This window comes from Streptosporangium amethystogenes, from assembly GCF_000721075.1.
Taxonomy (GTDB): domain Bacteria; phylum Actinomycetota; class Actinomycetes; order Streptosporangiales; family Streptosporangiaceae; genus Streptosporangium; species Streptosporangium amethystogenes.
In genome coordinates this window covers 1-24,013 of record NZ_JOEQ01000007.1, presented here as the reverse complement: position 1 = coordinate 24,013, position 24,013 = coordinate 1, and the positions used below count along the sequence as shown (strand labels likewise).

General features: G+C 68.1%; 22 protein-coding genes and 2 tRNA genes. 14 read left to right on the top strand and 10 right to left on the bottom strand.

Features of this window, described 5'->3' with window-relative positions; translation table 11 throughout:
- Positions 1 to 55: 55 nt before the first annotated feature.
- Positions 56 to 1,213, bottom strand: coding sequence for an ATP-grasp domain-containing protein (locus IG98_RS0112620; protein WP_030910461.1), 1,158 nt, complete (start codon positions 1,211 to 1,213; stop codon positions 56 to 58).
- 223 nt (positions 1,214 to 1,436) lie between these two features.
- Between IG98_RS0112620 and nudC the strand changes: the two genes are divergently transcribed.
- Positions 1,437 to 2,405, top strand: coding sequence for an NAD(+) diphosphatase (gene nudC / locus IG98_RS0112615; RefSeq protein WP_084195314.1), 969 nt, complete (start codon positions 1,437 to 1,439; stop codon positions 2,403 to 2,405).
- 81 nt (positions 2,406 to 2,486) lie between these two features.
- Here nudC and IG98_RS0112610 read toward each other — a convergent pair whose 3' ends face one another.
- Together IG98_RS0112610 and IG98_RS0112605 are read right to left on the bottom strand one after the other, a co-directional pair.
- Positions 2,487 to 2,741, bottom strand: a complete 255-nt coding sequence (locus IG98_RS0112610) for a glutaredoxin domain-containing protein (RefSeq protein WP_030910455.1) — start codon at positions 2,739 to 2,741, stop codon at positions 2,487 to 2,489.
- 58 nt (positions 2,742 to 2,799) lie between these two features.
- Entirely contained in the window at positions 2,800 to 3,774 is a 975-nt protein-coding gene (locus IG98_RS0112605; RefSeq protein ID WP_084195313.1) for an alpha/beta hydrolase, read from the bottom strand.
- A 176-nt stretch (positions 3,775 to 3,950) separates the two neighbouring features.
- Here IG98_RS0112605 and IG98_RS0112600 point away from each other — a divergent pair, with 176 nt between their 5' ends.
- From IG98_RS0112600 to IG98_RS0112585, 4 genes are all read left to right on the top strand, one after another.
- Complete coding sequence (locus IG98_RS0112600; protein WP_030910450.1) at positions 3,951 to 6,014, top strand: ATP-dependent DNA helicase UvrD2; 2,064 nt, start codon at positions 3,951 to 3,953, stop codon at positions 6,012 to 6,014.
- Positions 6,011 to 6,877, top strand: a complete 867-nt coding sequence (gene tesB, locus IG98_RS0112595) for an acyl-CoA thioesterase II (protein ID WP_030910447.1) — start codon at positions 6,011 to 6,013, stop codon at positions 6,875 to 6,877. Before IG98_RS0112600 ends, tesB begins: the two co-directional genes overlap by 4 nt.
- Positions 6,878 to 6,992: 115 nt before the next feature.
- Entirely contained in the window at positions 6,993 to 7,292 is a 300-nt protein-coding gene (locus IG98_RS0112590) for a hypothetical protein (protein ID WP_030910444.1), read from the top strand.
- A 126-nt stretch (positions 7,293 to 7,418) separates the two neighbouring features.
- On the top strand, positions 7,419 to 7,688 hold the full coding sequence (locus tag IG98_RS0112585; RefSeq protein WP_030910441.1) for a WhiB family transcriptional regulator: 270 nt from the start codon (positions 7,419 to 7,421) through the stop codon (positions 7,686 to 7,688).
- Positions 7,689 to 8,170: 482 nt separating this feature from the next.
- Here IG98_RS0112585 and IG98_RS0112580 read toward each other — a convergent pair whose 3' ends face one another.
- Both IG98_RS0112580 and IG98_RS0112575 read right to left on the bottom strand, forming a co-directional pair.
- Positions 8,171 to 9,508, bottom strand: a complete 1,338-nt coding sequence (locus tag IG98_RS0112580) for an ABC1 kinase family protein (protein WP_037970130.1) — start codon at positions 9,506 to 9,508, stop codon at positions 8,171 to 8,173.
- Between the two features lie 65 nt (positions 9,509 to 9,573).
- Positions 9,574 to 10,674: a ThiF family adenylyltransferase gene (locus IG98_RS0112575; RefSeq protein WP_030910436.1), complete on the bottom strand. Its 1,101-nt coding sequence runs from the start codon at positions 10,672 to 10,674 to the stop codon at positions 9,574 to 9,576.
- A 214-nt stretch (positions 10,675 to 10,888) separates the two neighbouring features.
- On the opposite strand from IG98_RS0112575, the gene IG98_RS0112570 reads away from it, so the two are divergent.
- The 3 genes from IG98_RS0112570 to IG98_RS0112560 all read left to right on the top strand — a co-directional run bounded on the left by IG98_RS0112570 (position 10,889) and on the right by IG98_RS0112560 (position 12,927).
- Positions 10,889 to 11,674 carry an enoyl-CoA hydratase/isomerase family protein gene (locus tag IG98_RS0112570; RefSeq protein WP_030910433.1) on the top strand — a complete coding sequence of 262 codons (786 nt, stop codon included), beginning with the start codon at positions 10,889 to 10,891 and terminating at the stop codon, positions 11,672 to 11,674.
- 141 nt (positions 11,675 to 11,815) lie between these two features.
- Positions 11,816 to 12,331, top strand: a complete 516-nt coding sequence (locus IG98_RS0112565) for a M48 metallopeptidase family protein (RefSeq protein ID WP_030910429.1) — start codon at positions 11,816 to 11,818, stop codon at positions 12,329 to 12,331.
- Between the two features lie 14 nt (positions 12,332 to 12,345).
- Complete coding sequence (locus IG98_RS0112560) at positions 12,346 to 12,927, top strand: glycosyltransferase family protein (protein ID WP_245651524.1); 582 nt, start codon at positions 12,346 to 12,348, stop codon at positions 12,925 to 12,927.
- 21 nt (positions 12,928 to 12,948) lie between these two features.
- Here IG98_RS0112560 and IG98_RS0112555 read toward each other — a convergent pair whose 3' ends face one another.
- The 3 genes from IG98_RS0112555 to IG98_RS0112545 form a co-directional block, all read right to left on the bottom strand.
- Positions 12,949 to 13,935, bottom strand: a complete 987-nt coding sequence (locus IG98_RS0112555; RefSeq protein WP_245651523.1) for an endonuclease/exonuclease/phosphatase family protein — start codon at positions 13,933 to 13,935, stop codon at positions 12,949 to 12,951.
- Between the two features lie 275 nt (positions 13,936 to 14,210).
- Entirely contained in the window at positions 14,211 to 14,756 is a 546-nt protein-coding gene (locus tag IG98_RS0112550; RefSeq protein ID WP_030910422.1) for an NUDIX hydrolase, read from the bottom strand.
- Positions 14,753 to 16,063, bottom strand: coding sequence for a zinc-dependent metalloprotease (locus IG98_RS0112545; protein WP_030910420.1), 1,311 nt, complete (start codon positions 16,061 to 16,063; stop codon positions 14,753 to 14,755). Before IG98_RS0112545 ends, IG98_RS0112550 begins: the two co-directional genes overlap by 4 nt.
- Before the next feature lie 82 nt (positions 16,064 to 16,145).
- Between IG98_RS0112545 and IG98_RS0112540 the strand changes: the two genes are divergently transcribed.
- The 6 genes from IG98_RS0112540 to IG98_RS0112515 all read left to right on the top strand — a co-directional run bounded on the left by IG98_RS0112540 (position 16,146) and on the right by IG98_RS0112515 (position 22,666).
- Positions 16,146 to 17,141 (top strand): NAD-dependent epimerase/dehydratase family protein, encoded by a 996-nt coding sequence (locus IG98_RS0112540; RefSeq protein WP_425428011.1) that lies wholly within the window; start codon positions 16,146 to 16,148, stop codon positions 17,139 to 17,141.
- Positions 17,142 to 17,270: 129 nt separating this feature from the next.
- Complete coding sequence (locus IG98_RS0112535; RefSeq protein WP_030910415.1) at positions 17,271 to 17,696, top strand: molybdenum cofactor biosynthesis protein MoaE; 426 nt, start codon at positions 17,271 to 17,273, stop codon at positions 17,694 to 17,696.
- Positions 17,697 to 17,779: 83 nt separating this feature from the next.
- Positions 17,780 to 18,826: a YlbL family protein gene (locus IG98_RS0112530; RefSeq protein ID WP_030910412.1), complete on the top strand. Its 1,047-nt coding sequence runs from the start codon at positions 17,780 to 17,782 to the stop codon at positions 18,824 to 18,826.
- 337 nt (positions 18,827 to 19,163) lie between these two features.
- The gene (locus tag IG98_RS0112525; protein WP_169750109.1) at positions 19,164 to 22,085 is read left to right on the top strand and encodes a UPF0182 family membrane protein; all 2,922 of its coding nucleotides are present in this window, start codon (positions 19,164 to 19,166) and stop codon (positions 22,083 to 22,085) included.
- Positions 22,086 to 22,159: 74 nt separating this feature from the next.
- Positions 22,160 to 22,236, top strand: a tRNA-Met gene (locus tag IG98_RS0112520).
- 353 nt (positions 22,237 to 22,589) lie between these two features.
- A tRNA-Met gene (locus IG98_RS0112515) sits at positions 22,590 to 22,666 on the top strand.
- A gap of 110 nt (positions 22,667 to 22,776) precedes the next feature.
- On the opposite strand, the gene IG98_RS0112510 is transcribed toward IG98_RS0112515, so the two are convergent.
- A complete protein-coding gene (locus tag IG98_RS0112510) occupies positions 22,777 to 23,022 on the bottom strand; it encodes a hypothetical protein (RefSeq protein ID WP_211263961.1) in 246 nt (81 codons plus the stop codon).
- A 53-nt stretch (positions 23,023 to 23,075) separates the two neighbouring features.
- Positions 23,076 to 23,486, bottom strand: coding sequence for a hypothetical protein (locus IG98_RS0112505; RefSeq protein ID WP_030910407.1), 411 nt, complete (start codon positions 23,484 to 23,486; stop codon positions 23,076 to 23,078).
- Positions 23,487 to 24,013 lie beyond the last annotated feature (527 nt).

Sequence of the window (24,013 nt, the reverse complement as noted above, 5' to 3'; positions counted from 1 at the left end):
CCGGAGTCATCCACGGCTCTCTGGCCGGCCACGCGTCGGTTCGCGGGCCCCCGGCTCACGCGATCACCCACGGGTTCTCCGCCCTGAAGGCCGCGACGGCGGCGTCCACGCCCGCCCGGTCGGGCCCGGTCGCGCGGACGATGCCCAGGTAGTCGCGGTTGGTGTTGCTCCGGTCGATCCGGTCGCCCACGGCGCGCAGTGGCCGGTGCCAGATCCGGACCGGGTCGCCGGAGGCGGGGACGACGGTCCCGGGAGCCTCCACCACGGTCCCCGAGCGATCGGCGACCAGGCTCAGCGCGGTCCCGTGCCCCCGCACCGGAGCGAGGTCCGCCGCCGCCATCCCGAGATGCGTCCCGAGGACGAGCTCGAACAGGGGCACCTGGAGCAGGCTCGCCAGCAGGAAGTCGCAGTGGTCGCCGATCGCCCGGTAGTTGACCTCGACGATCCGTGGTCCGGCCGGGGTCATCACGTACTCGGTGTGGCAGGCCCCGAACCCCACCCGGAGTGCCTCCAACGCCCGCAGCACGTGGTCGCGGCCGGGAGGCGGCTCCCAGTCGAGCCGTTCCTCCACGAAGTGCGGCAGCGGTCCGAGAGTGGTGCGGAAACCGCCGAGCACCCTGATCCGCTCGCCGTCGCCGAGCGTCTCCATCGTGTGCAGGGGGCCGTCGAGATACTCCTCCACGACCAGCGTCTCCGCCGGCCGCCTGCCCCTGATGGACAGGACGGCCGCCGCGAGCTCGCCCGCGTCGTGGACCAGCACGACGTCCTCGCTGGCCACGCCCTCGCGCGGTTTCACGACCGCGGGGAAGGGCACGTCCGCGACCGGCGGGTCGGCCGGTGCCAGCCGCGCGGTACGGACGGTCTCGACCCCGGCCGCGGCCAGCCGCCGCCGGGTGAGCGCCTTGTTCTTGGTGTCGACGCAGGCCCGCCAGTCCTTGCCGGGGAGTCCGAAGTACGCGGCGGCGAGTGCGGTCTCCGCCTGGATGTGGTCGGAGTTCGAGAAGATCGCGTCCGGGGCGCGGTGGTGCGCGACGGTGTCGATCACCGCCCGCGCGTCGCGCACGTCGCAACGGAGCACCTCCGCTCCATGGTCGCGGTACTGTTCCGGCCGGTCGGTGAGGATCGTGACCTCGCACCCGAGTACGCGTGCCGCCGGGAGGAAGCCGTCGGTGACCGAGTCTGTCGGTTTCAGCGCGGTGAGGTACAGCCGCAATGCAGGGACCCCCGATATCAGGTAAGGCTAACCTAACTCGGTGCATCCTAGCGGGATGGAGATCATCGCGCCGGGATGATCGGTCTATTGACCGTATATGTCCGTGTCGTCAAAAGACGGGATCTTTTCTGGATAGCCTCCGGCCAGGGGTGACGCCGTCGGCTCTGTGCGGTTCCGCGTTCCGGCGGCGTAATATGTGCCTCGTTTGGGGAGGCGGAACGGCGTGGAGATCGCTGCACAAGAAGGACTTCTGGGGCCGCTGCTGCTTGCGCGCAGCGCCATCGACAGGTCGGCGGTGCTCCGCGGTGACACCGAGTGGCTGGAGCGGGCCTGGGCGGACGCCGCGACCAGGGTCGTGGTCGTCGACGACGGGCAGACGCTGATCCGGCGCAACGGTGGAGAGGCGGAGCTGGTCCTGCTGTCCACCGCCGACGCTCCCGAGGGGGAGCGTTACCTGCTCGGCCTCGACGCGGAGGGCATCGCCTACTTCGCCGTGGCGGCGGCGGCCACCGATACCGGCGCCTTCAACCGGATCGTCTCCCCGCTCGACCCATCGGAACCGGGCGAGGGGCAGACCGTCACCGCCGGGTTGCGCCAGGTGGGATCGTTGCTGGGGGATCTGGACGCCGGCCTGCTGGTGTACGCGGTCGCCCTGGAGGCATGGCACTCCACCCACGAGTACTGTCCCCGATGCGGGAGCCGCACCGAGGTCCGGGCCGGCGGGCATGTGCGCGTCTGTCCCAAGGACGACAGCCAGCACTTCCCCCGGGTCGACCCCGCGGTGATCATGCTGATCCACGATGACGACGACAGGTGTCTGCTGGCCAGAGGACCGCAGTGGCCCGAAGGGCGGCTGTCGGTGCTGGCCGGTTTCGTCGAGCCGGGCGAGTCACTGGAGCAGGCCGTGGCGCGCGAGGTGTCCGAGGAGGTCGGCGTGCGGATCACCGACGCGCGCTACATGGGCAGCCAGCCCTGGCCGTTCCCGCGCAGCCTGATGCTCGGCTTCTTCGCGCGGGCCACGTCGACGGAGTTCGTCCTCGACTCCGAGGAGATCGCCGAGGCCCACTGGTTCAGCCGCGCCGAACTGCTGGCGGCGATGGAGAGCGGAGAGGTGCGCCTGCCGTCGGAGGTGTCGATCGCCCGCAGGCTCATCGAGACCTGGTACGGCGCGCCGCTGACCGGCGACTGGTGAACGTGCCCGTTACGCAGGGCCCAGGCATGCGGGAGCCCCGGTTTTCGGTGGAACCGGGGCCCGAGTGGTGCGGGGGGACGGTTACACGACCGCGCCCGCCAGGATGCGCTTGACCTCGATCACCGAGGGGTTGGTCCTGACGATCTGGCCGGTGGGGGAGTCGAGCACGACGGTGGGCACGACCTGGTTGCCGTTGTTGACGCTCATGACGAACGTGGCGGCGTCTGGATTGCTCTCGATGTCGACCTCGTTGTAGGAGATGCCCTCGCGGCTGAGCTGGCTCTTCAACCGCTTGCAGGGTCCGCACCAGGTGGTGGTGTACACAGTCAGCGCCATGTCGTGAAAAATCCCCTCATGAGATGTCCGGCGCCATTGGCAACAAAGCGAGAGCCCTTCATCTTCCCAATGAGAGAAGCTTCTCCGCGACCCACTGCTGGACCCGCTCCGCCACGCCGGGCAGCCGGTAAAGAGGTGCGCTGTGCTCGATGCCCTGCTCGGTCAGCACCGTCACCGGCACGCCGACCTGCTGCAGGTGCTCCTTGAGCTGCTTGCTGTGCTCCGACGACACGAACTCGTCCGACGAGTGCACGATCAGCATGGGCGCGTCGCCTCGGCTCGCGTGCCACGGCACCTCCATGCTGGCCCACACCCTGGCGCACTTACCGGTGGGCTCGCAGCCCCCGGCGAGCTTGATGGCTGAATCACGCAGTTTGCGTTTGTTCGGGTCGAGGCTGTCGATGCCCTCGGTGTACGCGGTGAGCGGGGAGATCACCGGAGAGATGCCGACCACGCCGCGCAGGCCGGGCAGTCGGCTCTTGTAGGTGCCGACGGCGGTGGCCAGATGGCCTCCGGCGGAGAAGCCGACGACCACGTAGTTGTTCGGGTCGAAGGACCAGCGCGCCGCGTGCCGTCGTGCGGTGGTGATGGCACCGAAGGTGTCGGTGCGCTGGGCCGGCCAGGAGGCGTCGCCGGAGAGACGGTAGTTGATGTTGAAGACCACGTAGCCCTGCTCGGCGTAGCTACGGCTCACCTCGGCCATGTACTTCTTGTCACCCGAGGACCACCAGCCGCCGTGGACCAGGAAGACGCCCGGTCGCTTCAGCTCGTCGGGCTGGTACCAGACGTCCATGCGCTGGCGCACGTGCTGGCCGTAGGCCACGGTTTCGACAAGGGTGCCCTGGGCCAGCGGGGCGGCCTCCGTGCTCGGAGACGGGGACGGAGCCGGCGTCGGGGTGGCCTTGCCCGCCTTCCCACCACCGACCTGGGTCGGCGCTGAGATCGCGTATGCAGCCGCGGTCGTGTCCACCACCGCGGGTCCGACCATCGCCGCCGCCAGAGCGAGCGCACCCACGGTTACCCAACTTCGCACGGGCCTCTTCCTTCCCCGGAACCAGTCGCACCTCATTGTGGGGCAAAAGACCTACTTTATGCATCTCGGTGATCGATACAGGTCGAGGGCGGCATGTTGCCAGAATGAGCGAGGTTTGGCCAGAGCCTGGGAGGATGTTGCGGCCCGGTCCGTTCGACTGCTTGTAAGGAGGCTCTGTGAGGCCCGACGACATTCTGGCGGCACTGGACCCAGAGCAGCGTGAGGTGGCCGAAGCCGTCCGGGGACCGGTCTGCGTCCTGGCCGGCGCGGGGACGGGCAAGACCCGTGCCATCACCCATCGCATCGCGCACGCCGTCCGCAACGGGGTGGTCGACGCCCAGGGGGTGCTGGCGGTGACGTTCACCACACGCGCGGCCGGCGAGCTCAGGCAGCGGCTGCGCCAGCTCGGCGCGCCGGGCGTGCAGGCGCGCACCTTCCACGCCGCCGCGCTGCGCCAGCTCACCTACTTCTGGCCGCGGGTCATCGGCGGCGACCCGCCCAAGGTGATCGAGTCGAAGCTGCCGCTGCTGATCGACGCCTGCCGCTCCCTGCGTAGGAACCAGGACCGTTCGGAGCTGCGCGACATCGCCTCCGAGATCGAGTGGGCCAAGGTCACCCAGATCGGCCCAGAAGACTACGCGGAGGCCGCGAAGAAGGCCGGCCGGACCTCGCCCGTACCGGCCGAGGAGGTCTCCCGGCTCTACGAGACGTATGAGACTCTCCGCCGCGACCGGCACCTGGTCGACTTCGAGACCATCCTGGAGCTCACCGCGGCCGTGATGACCGAGCACCGCGAGGTGGCAGGCGAGATCCGCAAGCAGTACCGCTACTTCGTGGTCGACGAGTACCAGGACGTCAACCCGCTGCAGAAGCTGCTGCTCGACACCTGGCTCGGCGGACGCGACGACCTGTGCGTGGTCGGCGACCCCAACCAGACGATCTACTCCTTCACCGGGGCCACGCCCCGCTACCTGACGGGTTTCTCGGTCGAGTACCCCAACGCCACCGTGATCAAGCTGGTCCGTGACTACCGCTCCACCCCCCAGGTCGTCTCCCTGGCCAACCGGGTGCTCGACAGGGCGAGGACCCCGCACAAGCTCGCCCTGATCGCCCAGCGTCCGGACGGTCCCGAACCGGTTTTCGCCGAGTACGACGATGAGACCGCCGAGGCGGAGGGAGTGGCGCGGGCGGTACGGAAACTCGTCACCGGCGGTGTGCCGACCCGTGAGATCGCCGTGCTGTTCCGGGTCAACGCCCAGTCCGAGACGTACGAGCAGGCGTTCAGCAAGGCCGGCCTGCCGTACGTGCTGCGCGGCGCCGACCGGTTCTTCGAGCGTCCCGAGGTCCGCCATGCGGTCGTGCTGCTGCGCGGCGCCGCACGCTCCGCCGAACCCGGCGACACGCTCACCTTGACCGTGCACCACATCCTGTCCGGCATCGGGCTCACCCCCGAGCCACCCGGCGGAGGCAAGGCCCGCGAGAAGTGGGAGTCGCTGAAAGCCCTGGCCGACCTCGCCGAGGACCTCGCCGCCGCCGGCGCGGACCTGCCGGCCTTCGTCGCGGAGTTGGAGCGCCGGGCCAGTGAGCAGCACGCGCCGCCGGTCGAGGGGGTCACCCTCGCCTCGCTGCACGCGGCCAAGGGCCTGGAGTGGGACGCGGTCTTCCTCGTCGGCGTCACCGAGGGCATGCTGCCGATCATCTACGCGGAGACATCCGAGCAGATCGAGGAGGAACGTCGCCTCCTGTATGTCGGCGTCACCCGCGCCCGCGCCCACCTGGGAGTGTCATGGGCGCTGGCGCGCTCGCCGGGAGGCCGGCGCTCCCGCAAACCCTCCCGATTCCTGGACGGGCTGGCTGGTCGCGCCACGCAGCGGAGCCGCACCCCCGCGGCGGCTGATCGCCGCCCGGTCGCCGCGCCGATCAGCTGCCGGATCTGTGGGAAGACCCTGATGGCCGCCGCCGAGCAGAAGCTCGGTAGGTGTGCCGCCTGTCCCGCGGACTACGACGAGGCACTGCTCGAAGCGCTGAAGGCATGGCGTACGGGAGTCGCGAAGAAGGAGAAGCTCCCGCAGTGGGCGGTCTTCACCGACGTCACCCTCCAGGCCATCGCCGAGCGGGCGCCGGTCTCAGAACAGGACCTGTTGGCGATCACGGGAATCGGACGCGTCAAACTGGAGCGTTACGGTGAAGCGGTGCTTGAACTGTGCCGTGCCGCCGCGAACCATACGGAGGGCGCGTGAACGAGGCGTTAAAGGAGCTCCTGGACCTGCTTGACCTGGAGCAGATCGAGCTCGACATCTTCAGGGGACGCAGTCCCGAGGAGCGTATCCAGCGTGTCTTCGGCGGTCAGGTGGCCGCGCAGGCCCTGGTCGCCGCGGGGCGAACGGTGCCCGACGGCCGCGATGTCCACTCGTTGCACGCCTATTTCATCCGCCCGGGAGACCCGGCCATCCCGATCGTCTACAACGTGGAGCGGGTTCGTGACGGCCGCTCCTTCACCACCCGGCGGGTGGTGGCCATCCAGCACGGCAAGGCGATATTCACCATGTCGGCCTCCTTTCACGTGCAGGAGACCGGCGTCGAGCACCAGGCGGCCACGATGCCCCAGGTGGTCGGCCCTGAGGAACTGCCGTCCTACCGGGACCGGATGCTCCAGATCGTGGGGACGAACTCACTGATGCGTGAGTGGGCGTCCAGGCCCCGCCCGGTGGACGCCCGCTATGTGACTCCGCTCACCTGGGAGGCCCATCGCGACCCGGAGCTTCGAGGTTCGAACACCAACGTGTGGTTCCGTTACGAGGCGGAGCTGCCCGACGACCCGCTGCTGCACGTGGTACTCGCCGCCTACGCCTCCGACTTCACCCTGGTCGACACCGTGCTGTTGGCCCATGGCCTGGCCTGGGGCGCCTCCAATGTCTCCGGTGCCTCGCTGGACCACGCGATGTGGTTCCACCGCCCCATCCGGGTGGACGAGTGGGTGCTCTATGCTCAGGAGTCGCCGTGGTCGGGGGCGGCTCGCGGGCTCGCCAAGGGCGAGATGTTCACCCGGTCCGGGGAACTGGCCGTGTCGGTAGTGCAGGAAGCGATGATCCGCGTGAGATAGTCGCAAAGCCGCAGGTAGAAAATATGTTGCCCGCTCCGGTGGCCCGGGTTTAGGGTCATGGTCAAGCAAGTCGGACGTTCCTGTCCGACGATCCACTAATGGAGGTGAGCCCGCTGTGAAGAACATTCTGATGTCGTCCCGGATGGGGTTCGCTTCCGTGCGCCGTAACACTCAACTGTCCTATGACAGCCAGGTCTTCCTCGCCTGTGGCGCGGCAGTCCCGGTTCTGCAGGACGACCCTGCCCGCTTCTGGGTCGAGGCCAACCGCCGGTCCGCGTCGATCGCCTTCGCGATGACAGAGGCCCCGGCTGTCCCGACCTTCGTGGGCGGCAGCCACGCAGCAACGACCAAGCACATCGGAAACGGTGGACTGCGCGGTCCGCAACCCTGGAGGCATCCTCCGGTCATAATCTGACCGAGGAAAGAGCCTTCAGGCCGCGGATCCGCACCAGGATCCGCGGCCTTCTTGTTTGTCCGCGTCATTCCTGACCCCCACCCAAGAGGTAGCCGAAGATCAACACCTAGCTGAGAGGTGAAACAGATGGGGGCCCAGACGGTCATGGACCTGATCGACGAAGCCACAATCCCCTGTCGTACCGACCCCGACCTGTGGTTCGCCGAGTCTCCGGAGGACGTGGAGTTCGCCAAGGCGCTCTGCGGAGGCTGTCCGATCCGCCAGGCATGCCTGGCCCGCGCGCTGGAGCGCGAGGAGCCATGGGGAGTCTGGGGCGGCGAGCTCGTTTTGCGGGGGGCGATTGTTCCCCGGAAGCGCCCGCGCGGACGTCCGCGCAAGAACCCGGTCGCTGCCTGAACAATCCGGTCATCGCCCAGACCACCGAGAACTCGATCAACCAGGAATCACACGTTCCCGAAAGGACCACTTCGATGAGCTACTTCAACACCACGGGGCTCGACCTGCCGTCTATGCAAGAAGAATTGGTCCGTGACCGAATACGGACCCTCCACCGTGAGGCGGAGGAGCATCGCAGGGCCGCTGGACTTCAACGTCTCCAACGAGCCCGGCGTGGGGCGGAACGCGCTTCGGCGCGTCTGCGCACCGCGCTCCTGCGCCTCGTCTGATCCGTGCGGATCGACGGCGACGCATAGCGGATGAATGAGGGGTGACCCGCTTCGGCGGGCCACCCCTCACGTGTCTCGGCGGGTCGCACTTATGCGTTTCACCGAGGTCGCCCTTCACGGGTCTCGCAAGGTCGTTACCCATGCGGTTCGGCGGGTCGCCTCTCATGGGCTCCGCCGAACCGCCCCCCGGGCGTCTCGCCGGGCCGTCTCCGGTCAGGCGCTGGCGAGGGTGGGCTCTCCGGTGTCCTCGTCGGCGAATCCGGGGACCCAGCGGATGACCTCCTGGCGGAAACGGGCGGTGGCGCCGAGTTGGCAGAGCACGCCGATTCCCGCCGTGTGCACCCGATGGATGAGGACGTACGACACGGGCAGGTTGAGCTGGCGTACCACGTTGCCCGGTCGCAGGTCGGTGGCCATGGCGGCCTGCTGCTGGAGCCACTCCCTGCTGAAGGAGAACTCCTCCACGGAGGTCGGCTCGACGTAGGGGGAGAGGAACGCCCGCAGGGCTTCGGTGTCGATCTCGATGTGCGGGCGGATGAACCCCTCGTCACGCAGGCCCTGGACCACGGTCTCCATGTCACCGTTGTTGAAGATGCGGGTCAGCTTCCCGAAGAGCGGCGGGTATCCGTCGGGCAGCCGGTTGACCGCGCCGAAGTCGAGCACGCACATCCTGCCGTCGTCGAGGATCCGGAAGTTGCCCGGATGGGGGTCGGCGTGGAGCATGCCCAGCCGGGCCGGTGAGGAGAACAGGAACCGGACGAGCTGGAGCCCGGCCCGATCGCGCTCCTCCTGGGTGCCGCCGGTGATGACCCGTGACAGCGGGGTGCCGTCGACCCATTCGGAGACGAGCACCTGCTCGTTGGCGGCGATGACATCCGGGATCAGGAAGTCGGGGTCGTCCTTGAACTCCTGGGCGAAGGCGTGCTGCGCCTCGGCCTCGCGCAGGTAGTCGAGCTCCTCGATCACCCGCTCGCGCAGCTCGTTCAGGACCGCCTTGATGTCGAGACCGGGCAGCAGCACCCCGAAGAGCTTGCCGAGCCTGGCCAGCTGGGTGAAGTCGGAGAGCAGGGCCTTTCCCGCTCCCGGATACTGGATCTTGACCGCGACCGTTCGGCCGTCGTGCCAGACCGCTTTGTGCACCTGTCCGATCGAAGCGGCCGCGGTGGGCTTGTCGTCGAATGACTGGAAGTTCTCCCGCCAGTCGTCCCCCAACTGCTCGATGAGAACCTTGTGCACGGTCGCGGTGGGAAGCGGCGGAGCCGCGTCCTGGAGCTTGGTCAGGGTCGCGCGGTAGGGGCCGGCGATCTCGGTGGGCAGTGCCGCCTCGAAGATGGACAGCGCCTGGCCGAGCTTCATCGCCCCGCCCTTGAGCTCTCCGAGGACCTTGAAGATCTGCTCGGCGGTGCGTTCCTGGATTTCCTGGGCGACGATCTCGGCCGACTTGCCACCGATCCGTTTCCCGAGACCGAGAGCGGTACGACCGGCGAACCCGATGGGAAGGGCCGCCAGCTTTGCAGAGCGCGCAACGGCGCGACGCGGAAGGTCACTCACCTCGGTTAGCGGCGTGTCCCCCGTTACAGCGAGACGCCGCTCCCTCCCTTCGCTGTGCTTGTCCGTCAGCGGCAGGTAGCCGACGCGACCATTGTTAGCGAACCCAACTCGTTTCGGAAGCAACGACATTGAGGATGAACACTCCAGGATCGCCTTTTCCACGTCCAATCTGGCAATACTTCCATTGTGCTGTTTGTCACAACGGGTTCACGGCCGTCTATCCAAGCAAGCGCATGACCGGCAGTCGATGCCGCCACCAGCGCGGACAGTGCCGTCCCGCACGCGATCTCCCCTGCGGGGAAGCCGCCCAGACGCGCACTGACAATGGGCCAGCCAGGGTCGCGATCGCGTCGCGTCAAATCTAGGCAGTGCAGACACGTGCTCCGTCCAGGTAGCACCAGCGGACCGACCGAACCGAAGGCCTCGAAGGCGGTTGCCAGCAAATGTGGGATTCCCCACTCGACGAGTTCCCTGACCAGGAGGCCGTCCAGGGGCACCACCGGAGCGAGCACCGCCAGGTCGGGCGGCCTGGCCCCGTCGGCCGGTCGGGCGGCGCCGTCGCCGGTCGACGCCGTGAGGCCGGGCGCCAGTCTCCTGGCCACCGCGACCGCACCGTCCTGCCTGCTCATCCCGACCTCCGTCCAACCGAGCCCACCGGGGACGACATCTCGCCGCCGGGTGGTACCGGGATCGACGACGCAGATGTGGCCGATCCCTGAGGCGGCGAGCAGGGCGACGACCTGCGCACCCACCCGGCCCGCGCCGTAGACCCGCACCCGGGCCCGCTGCCTGCGTTCCAGCACGGCGAGCCCTCCGTCGACCGTGCCGGGGGAAAGGGAGAGCGCGTCCAGATCGGGCTGGAGCCGGTCGCGCTCGGCCAGCACGAGCGCGCGCAGCGGGCCGGGACCCGCCGCCGCGTCGTCCACCACACCACGGCTGACCAGTAGATCGAGCAGGGTCCGGCCGCGCTCCTCGCCGAGACCCGCCTCGGTGGCGCCGGCCAGCACGCCCGCGAGATCCCTTACGCCGTCGAGACTCTCCACCCAGCGGCGGACCTCCGGCTCCAGATCACTCAGCACCACCGCGTGCCGGGGATGCAGGCCGAACTGCAGGGTGCGTCGGTCACGGGCGACGCGGCGCAGCGCGGGCTTCAGTCGTGGTCGCATCGGGAGGCCTTTCCTCGAAGGGGGGCAGCCTGCGGGAAAGCCGGTGAGCAGGCTGGCCGGGCATGCAGCGTGCCACGCCCCCGCGGACTCCCGGACGCCTTTCCCGCCGCCTGTGGATAACTCCTGCCCTGTGGACAACTTTCGGAGGGCGAGGTCTCCCGGCAGTCCGCCCTCGGCGGTCGGGCGGAAGATGTCGTGGGCTACGCTCCCCGACATGAACGAGATCTTGATCGATCGGCGTGAGAACGGCGTCGCGGTGCTCACCCTGAACCTCCCTGACCTGCGCAATGCGATGACCGACGCGATGACCGCCCGGTGGCGGCAGGCCATCGCCGGCCTCGCGGCGGACCGCGACCTGCGGTGCGTGGTCGTCACCGGAGAGGGGAAGGCGTTCTGCGCCGGGGGGGACCTGTCCTGGCTCGCGGAGCGGAGTACCGAGGACATCCCCGCGCTACGCGACCGGATGCTCGGCTTCTACCGGACCTGGTTGACGATCGCGGATCTGGAGGTGCCGACCATCGCGGCGGTCAACGGCGCCGCCGTCGGGGCGGGGTTGTGCCTCGCCCTCGCCTGTGACCTGGTCTACGCCGCCGAGGAGGCCAAGCTGCTCGCCCCCTTCACCTCGCTCGGCCTGCACCCCGGAATGGCGGCCACCTATTTGCTGCCCAGGGTCGCCGGGGTGGGGGTGGCCAGGGAGATGTTGCTCACAGGGCGGACGATGACGGGGCTGGAGGCGGCCTCCGCAGGGCTGGTGAACAGGGCGTTTCCCGGTGAGTCGCTGATGGCCGAGGTGCTGGGCATCGCATCGCGGATCGCCGCCAACGCGCCGATCGCCACCCGGCTCACCAAGGTCGCCCTCGCGGGCGGCGGGCACGCCGATCTCGCCGCCGCGCTGCGTTGGGAGTCCCTTGCCCAGCCGGTCACCATGGCCTCCGACGACATGCTCGAAGGGTTGGCGGCTCAGCGAGAACGGCGGGTCCCGCGATTCGGCAACACGTGAGACGGTTGATATCCAGGTTAATTAGATAAGTTGTGATCGCACTTGATCGCTCCCACCGAACAATCGGTGAACGGGGATTGACCAGCGGGAACGTGTTCTACCCCCTGGTGTGAATTCGCCATTCTCGGCTACCGTTCATATGTGCCCCCCGAGACAGTCGAGGTCCGCCGAAGTTCTCGCCGCCGGCGGACGGTTTCTGCGTACCGCGACGGCGAGAAAACGATCGTGCTCCTCCCCGCCGGTCTGAGTAGCACCGACGAGGAACAGTGGGTGCGCCGTATGCTCGATCGACTCGCGGCCAAGGAGCAGCGCAGACGTCCCTCGGACGACGACCTCCTCGATCGAGCCGTCGAACTGTCGGCCCGCTACCTGGGCGGGGAGGCGAAACCGTCGAGCGTGCGCTGGGTGGAGAACCAGAAGCACCGTTGGGGCTCGTGCACACCGGATCACGGAACCATCAGGATCTCCACGCGCCTGAGGGGAATGCCCTCGTGGGTGGTGGATTATGTGATCATGCACGAGCTCGTCCACCTGCTGGTGCCGAGTCACGGGTCGCGCTTCTGGGCGCTCGTGGAACGATATCCCAAGGCCGAGCGGGCACGGGGCTTCCTGGAGGGATTCTCCACCGCGGCCCACGGCTCCGCGGAGGAATGTTGACAGAGGATCGAGTGGTGGCCGTTCTCGTCACGCCCTCCGCGGCGGACGCGGCCCCGCCGGGAATCGACCCCGCCGACTTCCTGACCGCCGTCGCCGAGGACACCTACGAACTCGTCGCCGGGCTCGACTTCGTCTCACCGGTCGTGGTGACGAGCGTCCCGGGCATGGAGGAGATCGTCTGGCCGGGCACCCCTGTCGTTGAGATCCCTGACCTCTCGGGGAGCGCCCTGGTCGAGGCGGCCTTCGCCGCGCTGCCCCACGGCGAGCAGGCGGTCCTGCTGAGTGCCGACGCCCCTGACCTGCCTCCGCTGCTCATCGGCAAACTCTTCCGCGAACTCGGCCGGGCACGGATCGCCGTCTGCCCTGCCGCGGGCGGTGGCACGGTGGCGCTGGCCGCCCACCTGCCCTACCCTGGCTGGGCCTCGGTGGGCTTCGACGACCTTGACCCGGTCAAGGCGCTCCGCGCCTCGGCGCCCGGCAGCCGTATGGTCGCCAGAGGGCCCGGTTGGCATCGCCTGCGCGCTCCCGGAGACCTCCACCTCCTCGACCCGGGCCTCGAAGGCTGGGACAACACCCGGGCGCTGCTCTCGGCCTGAGCTGCCCGGGTGCCCGAGCCGTCAGGGCGCGGGCAGGCGCAGGTCGGCGAAGACGGCCCGGTGATCGGTGCCGGGAACGCTGTGCACGCTGACCGTGTTCACGCCCACCCGCCGGTCCACCACGACATGGTCGATCGTGATCAGCGGCGGGACGCGTTTGTTGACCGGCCAGGTGGGGGTCAGCCCCTCTCCGGCGCTGTCGGCCGCGTCCTGATAGCCGCGGCCGAGAAAACGACGCATGGCCGAGTGGTCGAGGCTGGCGTTGAAATCGCCCGCGAGGATGCGGATCGTGTCGGGCGCGGCGGAGGGCAGGGCATCCAGCGCCGCCGTCCAGTCGTACACCTGCCTGCCCAGCGGCGGGAAGGGGTGCACGTCGATGATCTCGACGGGCTTGGCGCCGGGGACGGTCATCAGCGCGGCGGGCATGTTGTGCCCGATCGCCTCGAACAGGTTCTCCCTGGGGGTGAGCGGATACCGGGAGTACAGGCCGCTGCCGCCGGCGCTCCACTCCGGCTCCAGCACCTGGTACGGCATGATCCCGCCAAGACCGGCCGCCTCCAGCTTCTCGACCATTCCCGGGGTCAGCTCCTGGGTGCTCAGCACGTCCGGGTCCAGCCGCCGGACCAGGTCCATCACGGCGTCGGGCTCGGCGTGCCCGAACAGCGTGTTGAGCGTCAGCACCCGCAGGGGCGTTCCCGTCACCACATCCCCGGAGCGAAAGGCCCTGGGGAGCACGCTGAGGCCGAGCGCCGCGGTGGTGACCAGCGCGACGGCCGTCGCGGCCCGGTTGCGGGTCAGCGCGGACAGCAGCACCGGTACGAGCGAGGCGGCCGCCACGTACGGGGTACCGGTCATGAGCTGGGTGGTCAGTGAGTCGCGTTCGAGTCCGGCCACCCGGGCCACCGCCCAGGCGGCGAACGGCGTCACCGCGGCCCAGGCGAGGGATTTGGGGATCCTCCAGCGCCGCGGCGGCGTCACGACCGCGCCTCTGGCGCTCCGGTCAGCCACGATGTCTACGCTCACAGTGCCCCGATCCGCTCTGTACAGCCTGATTGGGAACGAAGATATCCAGGCAGAGGTGAGCCAAGCATAAAACGGTCCAATGCCTGTGGAAGACGGCCGGAAATCAACTGATTCATCGAAAACCAGGTGTTCCGGGAAGCCGCCGAGACCGGGAACCCCCCGGTGGCCGCCGTGCCGCCCAGGGCGAACGTCCAGCCATCCGGAGTCGCGGTGGCAGCGGGCCCGTAACAGCCCGAGCCGGTACCGGCCCGGGCTCCCGGTCAACCCGAGCGCAGGGCCTCGCGGGCGCGGCGGGCCAGGCGGCGGGTCGCCTCGTCGGAGAGTTCGGGGATCTCGTCCACGGGGAACCAGCGCAGATCGAGCGACTCGGCGCTGATCACGGCCTCGACGTCCGCGGGAGCGACCGCGCCGTACTCCACGTCCAGATGGCTGCTGTGCGGCGGATGACACCAGACCCGGTGCCGGTCGAGTGCCAGCGGGCCGGGCAGCAGCCGCAGGCCCGGGATACCGGACTCCTCGGTGGCCTCACGCATCGCGACCGCCTCAAGGGAGACGTCGCCCCGCTCGCAGTGGCCCCCCATGGGCAGCCACATCCCGGCCTTGGGGTGCAGCGTCAGCAGAACCCGCTCGCCGTCGTGGGAGAGCACCGCGGTCGTGGCCGTCAGATGACCGATGACGCACTCGCGCCACATCGCGTCGTCATGGGCGTGTACGTGATCCAGGAACTCCTTGCGGAGGATCTCCTCCTCCGTCGTGGGCGCGGTCCATCCCGTGAGCACGTCCCGCGCGTCGGCGCGCAGGCTCACGCGCCGCTCCCACCGGCGTCGCCCTTGCCGTCGCCCTTGTCATCGTCCTCGCCGGGAGTGGCGGGAGGCTCGCTCAGAGATCCCTCCAGGGACGACAGGTCGAGCTCGGGCTCGCCCCGTACGAACCCCTCGGGGTTGTCCAGGTCGTCGGCGGTGGGCATGAGGTCGGGGTGGTTCCAGACCGCGTCGCGGCCGTCGACGCCCCGGTCGGATTCCAGCGACTGCCACAGGGCGGCGGCCTCGCGCAGGCGGCGGGGCCGGAGTTCGAGGCCGACGAGCGTGGCGAAGGTCTGCTCCGCGGGACCGCCGGTCGCCCTGCGGCGCCGTACGGTCTCCGCCAGTGCCGTCGCCGAGGGGAGCTTGCCGTCCGCGGCGCCGTCCACGACGGTGCCGACCCAGCCCTCGACGAGAGCGAGCATGGTCTCCAGCCGGGACAGGGCGGCCTTCTGCCGCTCGGTCTCCTCGGGCTTGAGCAGGTTCCCGCCGCTCAGCGCCTGCTGGAGCTGCTCGGGATTGTTGAGATCAAGCCCGCGGAGCTGCTCCTCCAGGGCGGAGGCGTCCACCGTGATGCCCCTGGCGTACTCCTCCACGGCCCCGAGCAGGTGCGTGCGCAGCCACGGCACGTGCTGGAACAGCCGGTGGTGGGCCGCCTCGCGCAGGGCGAGATAGAGGCGGATCTCCTCGGCGGGAGTCTCCAGCCCCTGGCTGAACGCCGAGATGCCGCCGGGCAGCAGGGCGGCGTTGTCCGACAGCGGCAGGCCGATGTCGGTGGCGCCGATCACCTCCAGGGCGAGCGAGCCGATGGCCTGGCCTATCTGCTGGCCGACCATCATGCCGCCCATCTGCTTCATCATCCCCATCAGCGGCCCGGCCATGGCCTGAGCCTCCGGGGGCAGACCGGAGGCGCCGAGCGTGCCGCTCATGGTCTCGACCATGCGGGCGGCGATCGGGTCACAGAGCTTCTGCCAGACGGGGACGGTCTTCTCGATCCACTCCGAACGGCTCCACGCCTGAGGGTTGCTCACCCCGCTCGGTAGGGAGGTGGCCTCGTTGAGCCAAAGGTCGGCCAGATTCAGGGCGTCGACGACCTGGCGTCGCTCACCCTCCATGACACTGGGATCGCCCTCGGCGACCACAACGTGCCGTGCGATGTTCTTCGCCATGTCCCAGTTGACGGGACCTGAGGTCGGCGGAGCAGAGAGCATGTCGGCGAACTGGCGCATTGCCGCTGCGATCTGCTCCGGGTCGCCGAACATGGCGAACGGATTGTCGTTGGGGTCGTTTTCCCGACCTGGCAAGTCAGTCACCGCTCTACCTCGTGCAGGATGGAGGAGTCCACATCCGCCACGTTATCCGTCGCATGGCGGGTCAGTGCAAAGTGAGGACCTGGTGCCTACCTCGAAACGCTCCCGGCCCCCTGTCGTCGCCGTCACCGGCGCCGCCTCGGGCCTAGGCCGTGCTTTCCTCGCGAAGGTCGCCTCGTCTGCGGATTTCCGCAGGGTCGTGGCCATCGACGAGCAGCGCGGCGATGTGCCCGATGTCACATGGCGGGTGATCGATGTTCGAGATCCGCTCTTGGCGAACCGCATATCCGATATTGACGTGCTCGTGCACCTGGCCGGTGACTACGCGCTCGACGCCGACCCCGCGGAGCGACGCGCCTACAACCTGCGCGCGGCCCAGACGGTGCTCACCGCCAGTGCCGCGGCGAGGGTGCGGCGGGTCGTGCTGGTCACCAGCGCCATGGTGTACGGAGCCGTACCCGACAACCCCGTCCCGCTGCCTGAGGGCTCCGAGGTCGCCGCCGAGCCGGATACGGGCATGGTCGGCGACCATCTGGAGATCGAGGCACTGGCCCGGCGCTCTCTGCGCAGCCACCCCGGTCTCGATGTGACCGTGGTCAGACCCGCGGCCGTGGTCGGCCCCGGTATCGACAGCGTGGTGACCCGGCACTTCGAGGCGCCCCGGCTGCTGACCGTCAAGGGATGCAACCCTCGCTGGCAGTTCTGCCACGTGGACGACCTGGTCTCGGTCCTGGAGATGGCGGCGCTCGGCACGGTCTCCGGGGTGGTGGCCGTCGGAGGCGAGGGCTGGCTGGAGCAGGAGCAGGTGGAGGAGATCTCCGGGCTGCGCCGGCTGGAACTGCCCGCTGGGCTGACCTTCGGAACCGCCCAGCGCCTGCACCGCCTCGGTGTCACCCCGGCCCCGGCCACCGACCTGCACTACGTCGTCTACCCCTGGGTGGTCGACTGCGCGACGCTGCGCGAGATCGGCTGGAAACCGATGTGGACCAACGAGGCCGCGTTCGAGCAGCTCCTGGAGCTGCGTGGCGGCAGGCACGCGAGGAACGAGCGGCCCCGGTCGACGAGGGAAGGAGCCGGGTAAGAGCGGCCGAACCGCGACGCGTCAGCGTCGCCGGCAGCTCGTGAGGAACGAGCGGCCTCGGTCGACGAGGGAAGGAGCCGGGTAAGAGCGGCCTCACCGCGACGCGCGGCGTCGCCATAGACTCTGTGCGTGGATGTCATCCGGTTGCTCGGTATTCGCGACAGCACGCTCTCCGTCGACGAGGTGCTCGCCGCCGTCGGCAATCACGCCGCGGGCGGTACGACGGTCTTCGTCGGCACGGTACGAGAAGAGGATCACGGCCGGCCGGTCACGGGCCTGTCCTACTCGGCACACCCGAGTGCCACGAGCGAGTTGCGCCGGGTGGCCGAGAAGGTCGCCGCGGACTTCCCGGTGACCGCCCTGGCAGCCGTCCACCGGGTCGGCGACCTGAGGCTCGGCGATATCGCGGTCGTCGTGGCGGTCGCCGCACCGCACCGTGGTGAGGCGTTCGAGGCGTCCAGAAGGCTGATCGACGATCTCAAGAGCCAGGTACCCATCTGGAAGAACCAGTTTTTCACCGACGGTTCCTCCGAGTGGGTGGGAGCCTGCGATTGATCTCGACTGACGGTTATGTGCCCCTCGGCGCGGCGGCGTCCGGGTGCGGTTTCATGACCTGTCGTACGGCATAGGCTTTGTCCATGTCCCGACGAGCCCTGACTTTGATGGTGGCGGGCTTTCTCACGCTCATGCTCGCGCTGGTCGGCGCCGTGCTGCCGGTACCGTACGTCGTGCTGAGCCCCGGGCCGACCGAGAACACCATCGGCGACGTCGACGGCAAACCGGTGATCAGCATCGAGGGACACCAGACGTATCCGACCGACGGCAAGCTCAGCCTCGTCACCGTCGCCTACCAGGGCGGTCCCGGCACCAGGATCGATCTGTTCAGCGCGCTCAGGGGATGGATCGATCCCACCATCGCGGTCGTGCCCGAGGAGACGATCTTCCCTCCGGCGACCACCGCCAAGGAGGTCGAGGAGCAGAACACCCAGGAGATGACGAACTCCCAGGACGACGCGACCGCGGCGGCGCTGACCGAGCTGAGGATTCCCTACAACTCGATCGTGACCGTGGGTTCCACGGAGAAGGGCCTGCCGGCCGACGGGAAGTTCAAGGCCGGTGACGAGATCGTCTCGGTGGACGGCACGCCCGTGGCCGATCGGGAGACCGTCTCCTCCTCCGTTCGCAAGCACAAGCCGGGCGAAGAGGTCAGTTTCGTCGTCAACCGTGGCACCCAGAGCCTGACCATCGCCGTCCCTACCGTCGCCGGTAAGGACGGAGCACCCATCGTGGGCATCACCATGCGGGTCGGCTACAAGTTCCCCTTCGAGGTCAAGATCAATGTCGGCGACGTCGGCGGGCCGAGCGCGGGGATGATGTTCTCCCTGGGCATCGTCGACAAGCTCACCCCGGGGGCGTTGACCGGCGGCAAGTCCATCGCGGGAACCGGGACGATCACCGCAGAGGGTGAGGTGGGCCCGATCGGCGGCATCCAGCAGAAGATGGTCGGTGCCAGGAGGGCCGGTGCGACGGTCTTCCTGACCCCGGCCGACAACTGCGCCGAGGCGGTCAGGGCGATCCCGGACGGGCTCAGGCTGGTCAAGGTCGAGACGCTGCGCGAGGCCGTTCAGGCGATCGACTCGATCCGCACCGGCTCGGGGTCCGTGCAGAGCTGCCCGACCGGCTGACGCCGGAACCGGGCCGGAGACCGGTCGTGCGCCAGGACGCCACGGTGCACGCGATCCCCGCTGGATAAGTGGCCCGTGGGTTCGATGGCGAGGTGAGCGTGATGCCCGATTTGCAAAGAAAGTTGAATTTTCGGGCCTGGAGTTCGTCATGGGGCACTCATCAGGACCCCTGTGCGTTGCTACCGGTGGACCCGATACCAGCGGACGTTGTGGCCGGACCGTGCCCGAAAGGCTAAGCGCGCCCCAACTCTCGCCGGTGTAGGTTTCCAGACACGGACCGTGCTCTTACGACAAGGGGTTGGCCTTGAGCTTCCGGACCCCCGGAGCCGGTAGGGCAATGCGCTTGCCCCGCCGGCCACGACTGCTACTTCCCGTCGCGATCACTCTGGTCGTGATAGTCGCGTTATTCTTCCTCTTTGCCGGTATTTTTACCGACTACCTCTGGTACGAAGCGGTCGACTACACGGCCGTCTTTTCCGGCGTGATCATTACACAGATCCTCCTGTTCGTCGTCGGTGCGCTGCTGATGGTCGGCATCGTCGGCGGCAACATGCTGATGGCGTACCGCATGCGGCCGATGTTCGGCCCCGGGATGTTCGGCGGCGCCAGCGGTGCCGACCGGTATCGGATGGCCCTCGACCCGCACCGCAAGCTGATCTTCCTGATCGGTGTGGCGGTGCTCGGCCTGTTCGCGGGATCATCCTTCTCCGGCCAGTGGAAAACCTGGCTGGAGTTCATCAACGCGACGCCGTTCGGTGAGACCGACCCGCAGTTCGGCTACGACATCTCCTTCTTCATGTTCACCTATCCCTTCATCCGGATGGTGCTGAACTTCCTGTTCGTCGCGGTGGTGCTGTCCGCCCTGCTGTCGGCGATCGTGCACTACCTGTACGGCGGGTTCCGGCTCCAGTCACCCGGCGTGCACGCCTCGCGTGGCGCCCGGGCGCACCTGTCGGTGCTGCTCGGGGTCTTCGTGCTGCTGAAGGCGGTCGCCTACTGGTACGACCGGTACGGGCTGGTGTTCTCCGACCGGGGCTTCAGACACGGTGCCTCGTACACCGACGTCAACGCGGTGCTTCCCGCCAAGAACATCCTGGCGATCATCGCGCTGATCTGCGCCGTCCTGTTCTTCGCCGGGGTCGTGCGATCCGGCGGCATGCTGCCCGGCGTCGGCTTCGGCCTGCTGGTGCTCTCGGCCATCCTGATCGGCGGGGTCTACCCGGCCCTGGTCGAGCAGTTCCAGGTCAAGCCGAACCAGCAGGGCAAGGAGCAGGAGTACATCAAGCGCAACATCGACGCGACACGAAAAGCCTACGGCGTAGACAACGCCGAGGTGATCGACTACACGGCTCAGGGTGACCCGAGCAAGGTCAGCGTCACCGCGGACAGTTCCATCTCCGGTGTGCGTCTGCTCGACCCGAGCCTGGTCGCCAAGACCTACCAGCAGAAGCAGCGGATCCGCGGTTACTACGACTTCCACGAGCCGCTCGACGTCGACCGCTACCCCGACGCGGACGGCACGGTCCGTGACACCGTCGTCGCCGTGCGAGAGCTCACCGGGCCACCGGCGGAGCAGAACAACTGGATCAACCGGCACCTCGTCTACACCCACGGCAACGGTTTCGTGGCCGCGCCCGGCAACGAGGTCGACTCCGAGGGGCTGCCCAACTTCGACGCCAAGGACATGCCGGTCACCGGCTCCCTGGCGGAGCGGACGAAGCTCAAGGAATCGCGGATCTACTTCGGTGAGGCGCCCGCTTCGACCCAGTACGTCGTGGTCGGCGGTGGCGGGGAGAAGCAGCAGGAGCTCGACTACCCCGAGAGCGGCGGCACCGGCCAGAAGAACACCACCTATGACGGCAAGGGCGGGGTCCCGGTCGGTTCGTTCATCAACAGGATGCTCTACGCCGCCAAGTACGGCGAGATCAACCTGCTGCTCTCCGGAGACATCAACGCGAACTCCAAGATCCTCTACGCGCGCAACCCGCAGGAGCGCATCGCCAAGGTGGCGCCGTTCCTGAGCCTGGACGACAACCCCTACCCCGCCATCGTCAACGGCAGGGTGGTCTGGATCTCCGACGCCTACACCACTTCCAACGCCTACCCGTACTCCCAGAGCAAGAGCCTGGAGGCGATGACGCGGGACACCATCACCGACCCGCGCCTGGTGGTGCCGCAGCCGCGTGACCAGATCAACTACATGCGCAACTCGGTGAAGGCCGTGGTCGACGCCTACGACGGCACCGTCAGCCTGTACGCGTGGGACGAGAAGGACCCCATCCTGCAGACCTGGCGCAAGGCCTTCCCCGGCATCATCAAGCCGCAGACGGAGATGTCGCCCGACCTCAAGCAGCACCTGCGCTACCCGGAGGCGCTGTTCAAGGTCCAGCGTGACGTGCTCTCCCAGTACCACATCTCCGACCCGAACGCCTTCTACAGTGGCCAGGACTTCTGGAACGTCCCGAACGACCCGTCCGGCGACCGCGACACCAAGCAGCCGCCGTACTACCTGTCGGTCAAGATGCCGAAGACCTCGGCGCCCTCGTTCTCGCTGACGACCACGTTCGTGCCGCGCCAGGGGCCCAACCTGGCGGCGTTCATGGCCGTGGACGCCAACCCCGGACCGGACTACGGGAAGCTGCGCATCCTGCGCATGCCGTCCAACACCACGATTCCCGGACCCGGCCAGGTGCAGAACAACTTCCAGAACAAGTTCTCCGGCGAGCTCAACCTGCTCGGGCTCGGCCAGGCGAAGGTCCGCTACGGCAACCTGCTGACTCTGCCGTTCGCCGACGGCCTGGTCTACGTCGAGCCGGTCTACGTGGAGATCGCGGCCGCCTCCGGCCAGGAGCCGTACCCGATCCTCCGCCGGGTCCTGGTGGCCTACGGCAGCAAGGTCGGTTCGGCCGACACGCTCAAGGGCGCGTTGGAGCAGGTCTTCGGCGACGGCACCCAGAGTGCGCCACAGGGCGAGAACACGTCCGGTGAGGCGAAGCCGGAGGAGGCCAAACCCGTCACCGAGCTGGCCAAGTCGATCGACGAGGTGCAGAAGGCGTACGACAAGGCGCAGGCGGCGCTTCGGGCGGACCCACCGAACTGGCCCGAGTACGGTGCCGCCCAGCAGGAGCTTGAGAAGGCGCTGGGCAAGCTGAAGGACACCGCCGCGACAACGGGCGTCACCCCCAGCCCGTCACCCTCGGCGACACCGTCCGGCACACCGGCTCCATCGGCGACGCCGTCGCCCCCGTCGAGTTCCTAGGGGCGATACAGGGGCCCGGCGCTATTCGATTCGCGTCCATCTCCAAAGCGGGGTATGGTTCTTACATACACCGACGCGGGGTGGAGCAGTTCGGTAGCTCGCTGGGCTCATAACCCAGAGGTCGCAGGTTCAAATCCTGTCCCCGCTACCAACGAAGGTCCCGGTCGCCGGAAACGGCGACCGGGACCTTCTGTGTTTCCCCGCGTCTCCCGAATCGGGGCGGGAAGGCCGGCCACGCAACCCGCGCGCGGGATCCACAGCCGGGGTAAGGCGTTCACCGCTCAAGCTCTGAGGCCCCTCTCCGCGCACGAGGTGACCTCTGAGGCCCCGTCCGTGCACGAGGTGGCATGAGGGGCGATGCCTCCGGCCATGACCCTCCTGAGCTGCGTGATCACACCGTGGCCGAGTCATCCGCGAGCGGGTGGCGCGGGACATGTCAACCCGCGTCCCCGCGCCGATTTGCACCCGGAGGGGAATTCCGGCTAATGTTCAAACACACACCGACGCGGGGTGGAGCAGTTCGGTAGCTCGCTGGGCTCATAACCCAGAGGTCGCAGGTTCAAATCCTGTCCCCGCTACCAAGAAAGGCCCTGATCTCCTGGAGATCAGGGCCTTTTGCGTTTCCGCGACTGATCTGCCCGTTGCCTCCCGGTTCGCTGAAGAGGGAGGCCGGGGACGACCTGAGGTGCCATCACGGAGCCGTAGCCCGTCCGGCCCGCACCCGGCGATGCCGCGGAACGAAACCGGGCTTGGCGCGCCGCACCAGCAGGCTCGCCTTGTAAAGAGCCCAGCAGGTGAGGAAGGCCCCGAAGGAGGCCTGCCCGATCCACGTCCACGCTGAGGTTTCGACGGCCGCGAACATCACCACACCGGTCCAGACGAAGCCGAAGGCGCCCACGAGGGTCGCCGCAGCCCAATTCAGCCCTCGCTGCAACATGCCTGGAGTCTTACAGATCTTGGTTCAAGACCAGGTCAATGACGTGGAACGCCTCATCGGGGGATGCTACGGCTTGTGCCGGCACACCTGCGCACGCGAGCCCCTCCGGTGTTCATCGGGGTGGTTCCGAGAGGATTCTCTTCAAGGTAGGCCAGCAGCATGGCCGCTGTGTGGGCGTCTGCCAGGATCCGGTTCACCTCGTCCTCGGATGTCGGGAGCTGGCCGCGCTTGGCGAGCTCGTCGGTGAGGAAGGTCAGCGGTTCCGGGTAGCCGGCCGCCTCGGCGGCGACCGTTGCCCGAGCCGCGGTAAGGAGACGCAGGTAGTAGGCGCGGAGGGTCGCCTCTCGCATGCGTGCGTCTTCAAGGTCGTTCAGCAGAGACCTGGCAACCCTCAACAAGTCACCTGGGTGGTTGGCCTCCGCGTCGATGTGCGCGCGGATGTCGTCGAACTCCGAGCGGGTCATGGTGCTCACCTCCACGGCGGAGTCAGGATCCTGACCCTCGCGCCTACTTCGTATCCAGAGTCGATTGCGAATGGCTTGACGTCTGGTTGCGCACTTCGACTTTCTATGACTGTTTGGGACGCGCGAGCCCCGGGGATGGTTGGCAAGTTGTCTCTGTGACGTGAGAGTCCTGGTAGTGTTCTTCTCGCAGGGCAACGAGCCCCCGGATCCAGAATCTCCCGGGTGGGCGGAGTGCCCGGCAAAACCCTCTCTCCATCCCGACGAATCGGGTGTGTCCGCACGACTGGACAACAACCGGATGTTGGAGTAAGTTAGAGGGGTTGCCCTGGAAACAGGGTGATCGAAATACTAGCGGGTTTGCGGGATTCGAGTCGAGAGTCGGAAAACCGGCGGTTTGACACGAATCAAGCAAAAACGGTAAGATCGTAACACGGAATGGAACGCCCCGGGCGCTCCGGTCAAGTACTGATCGGGACGACGGTGTACGCGTCCGTTTCTTGAGAACTCAACAGTGTGTTAAAAGCCAG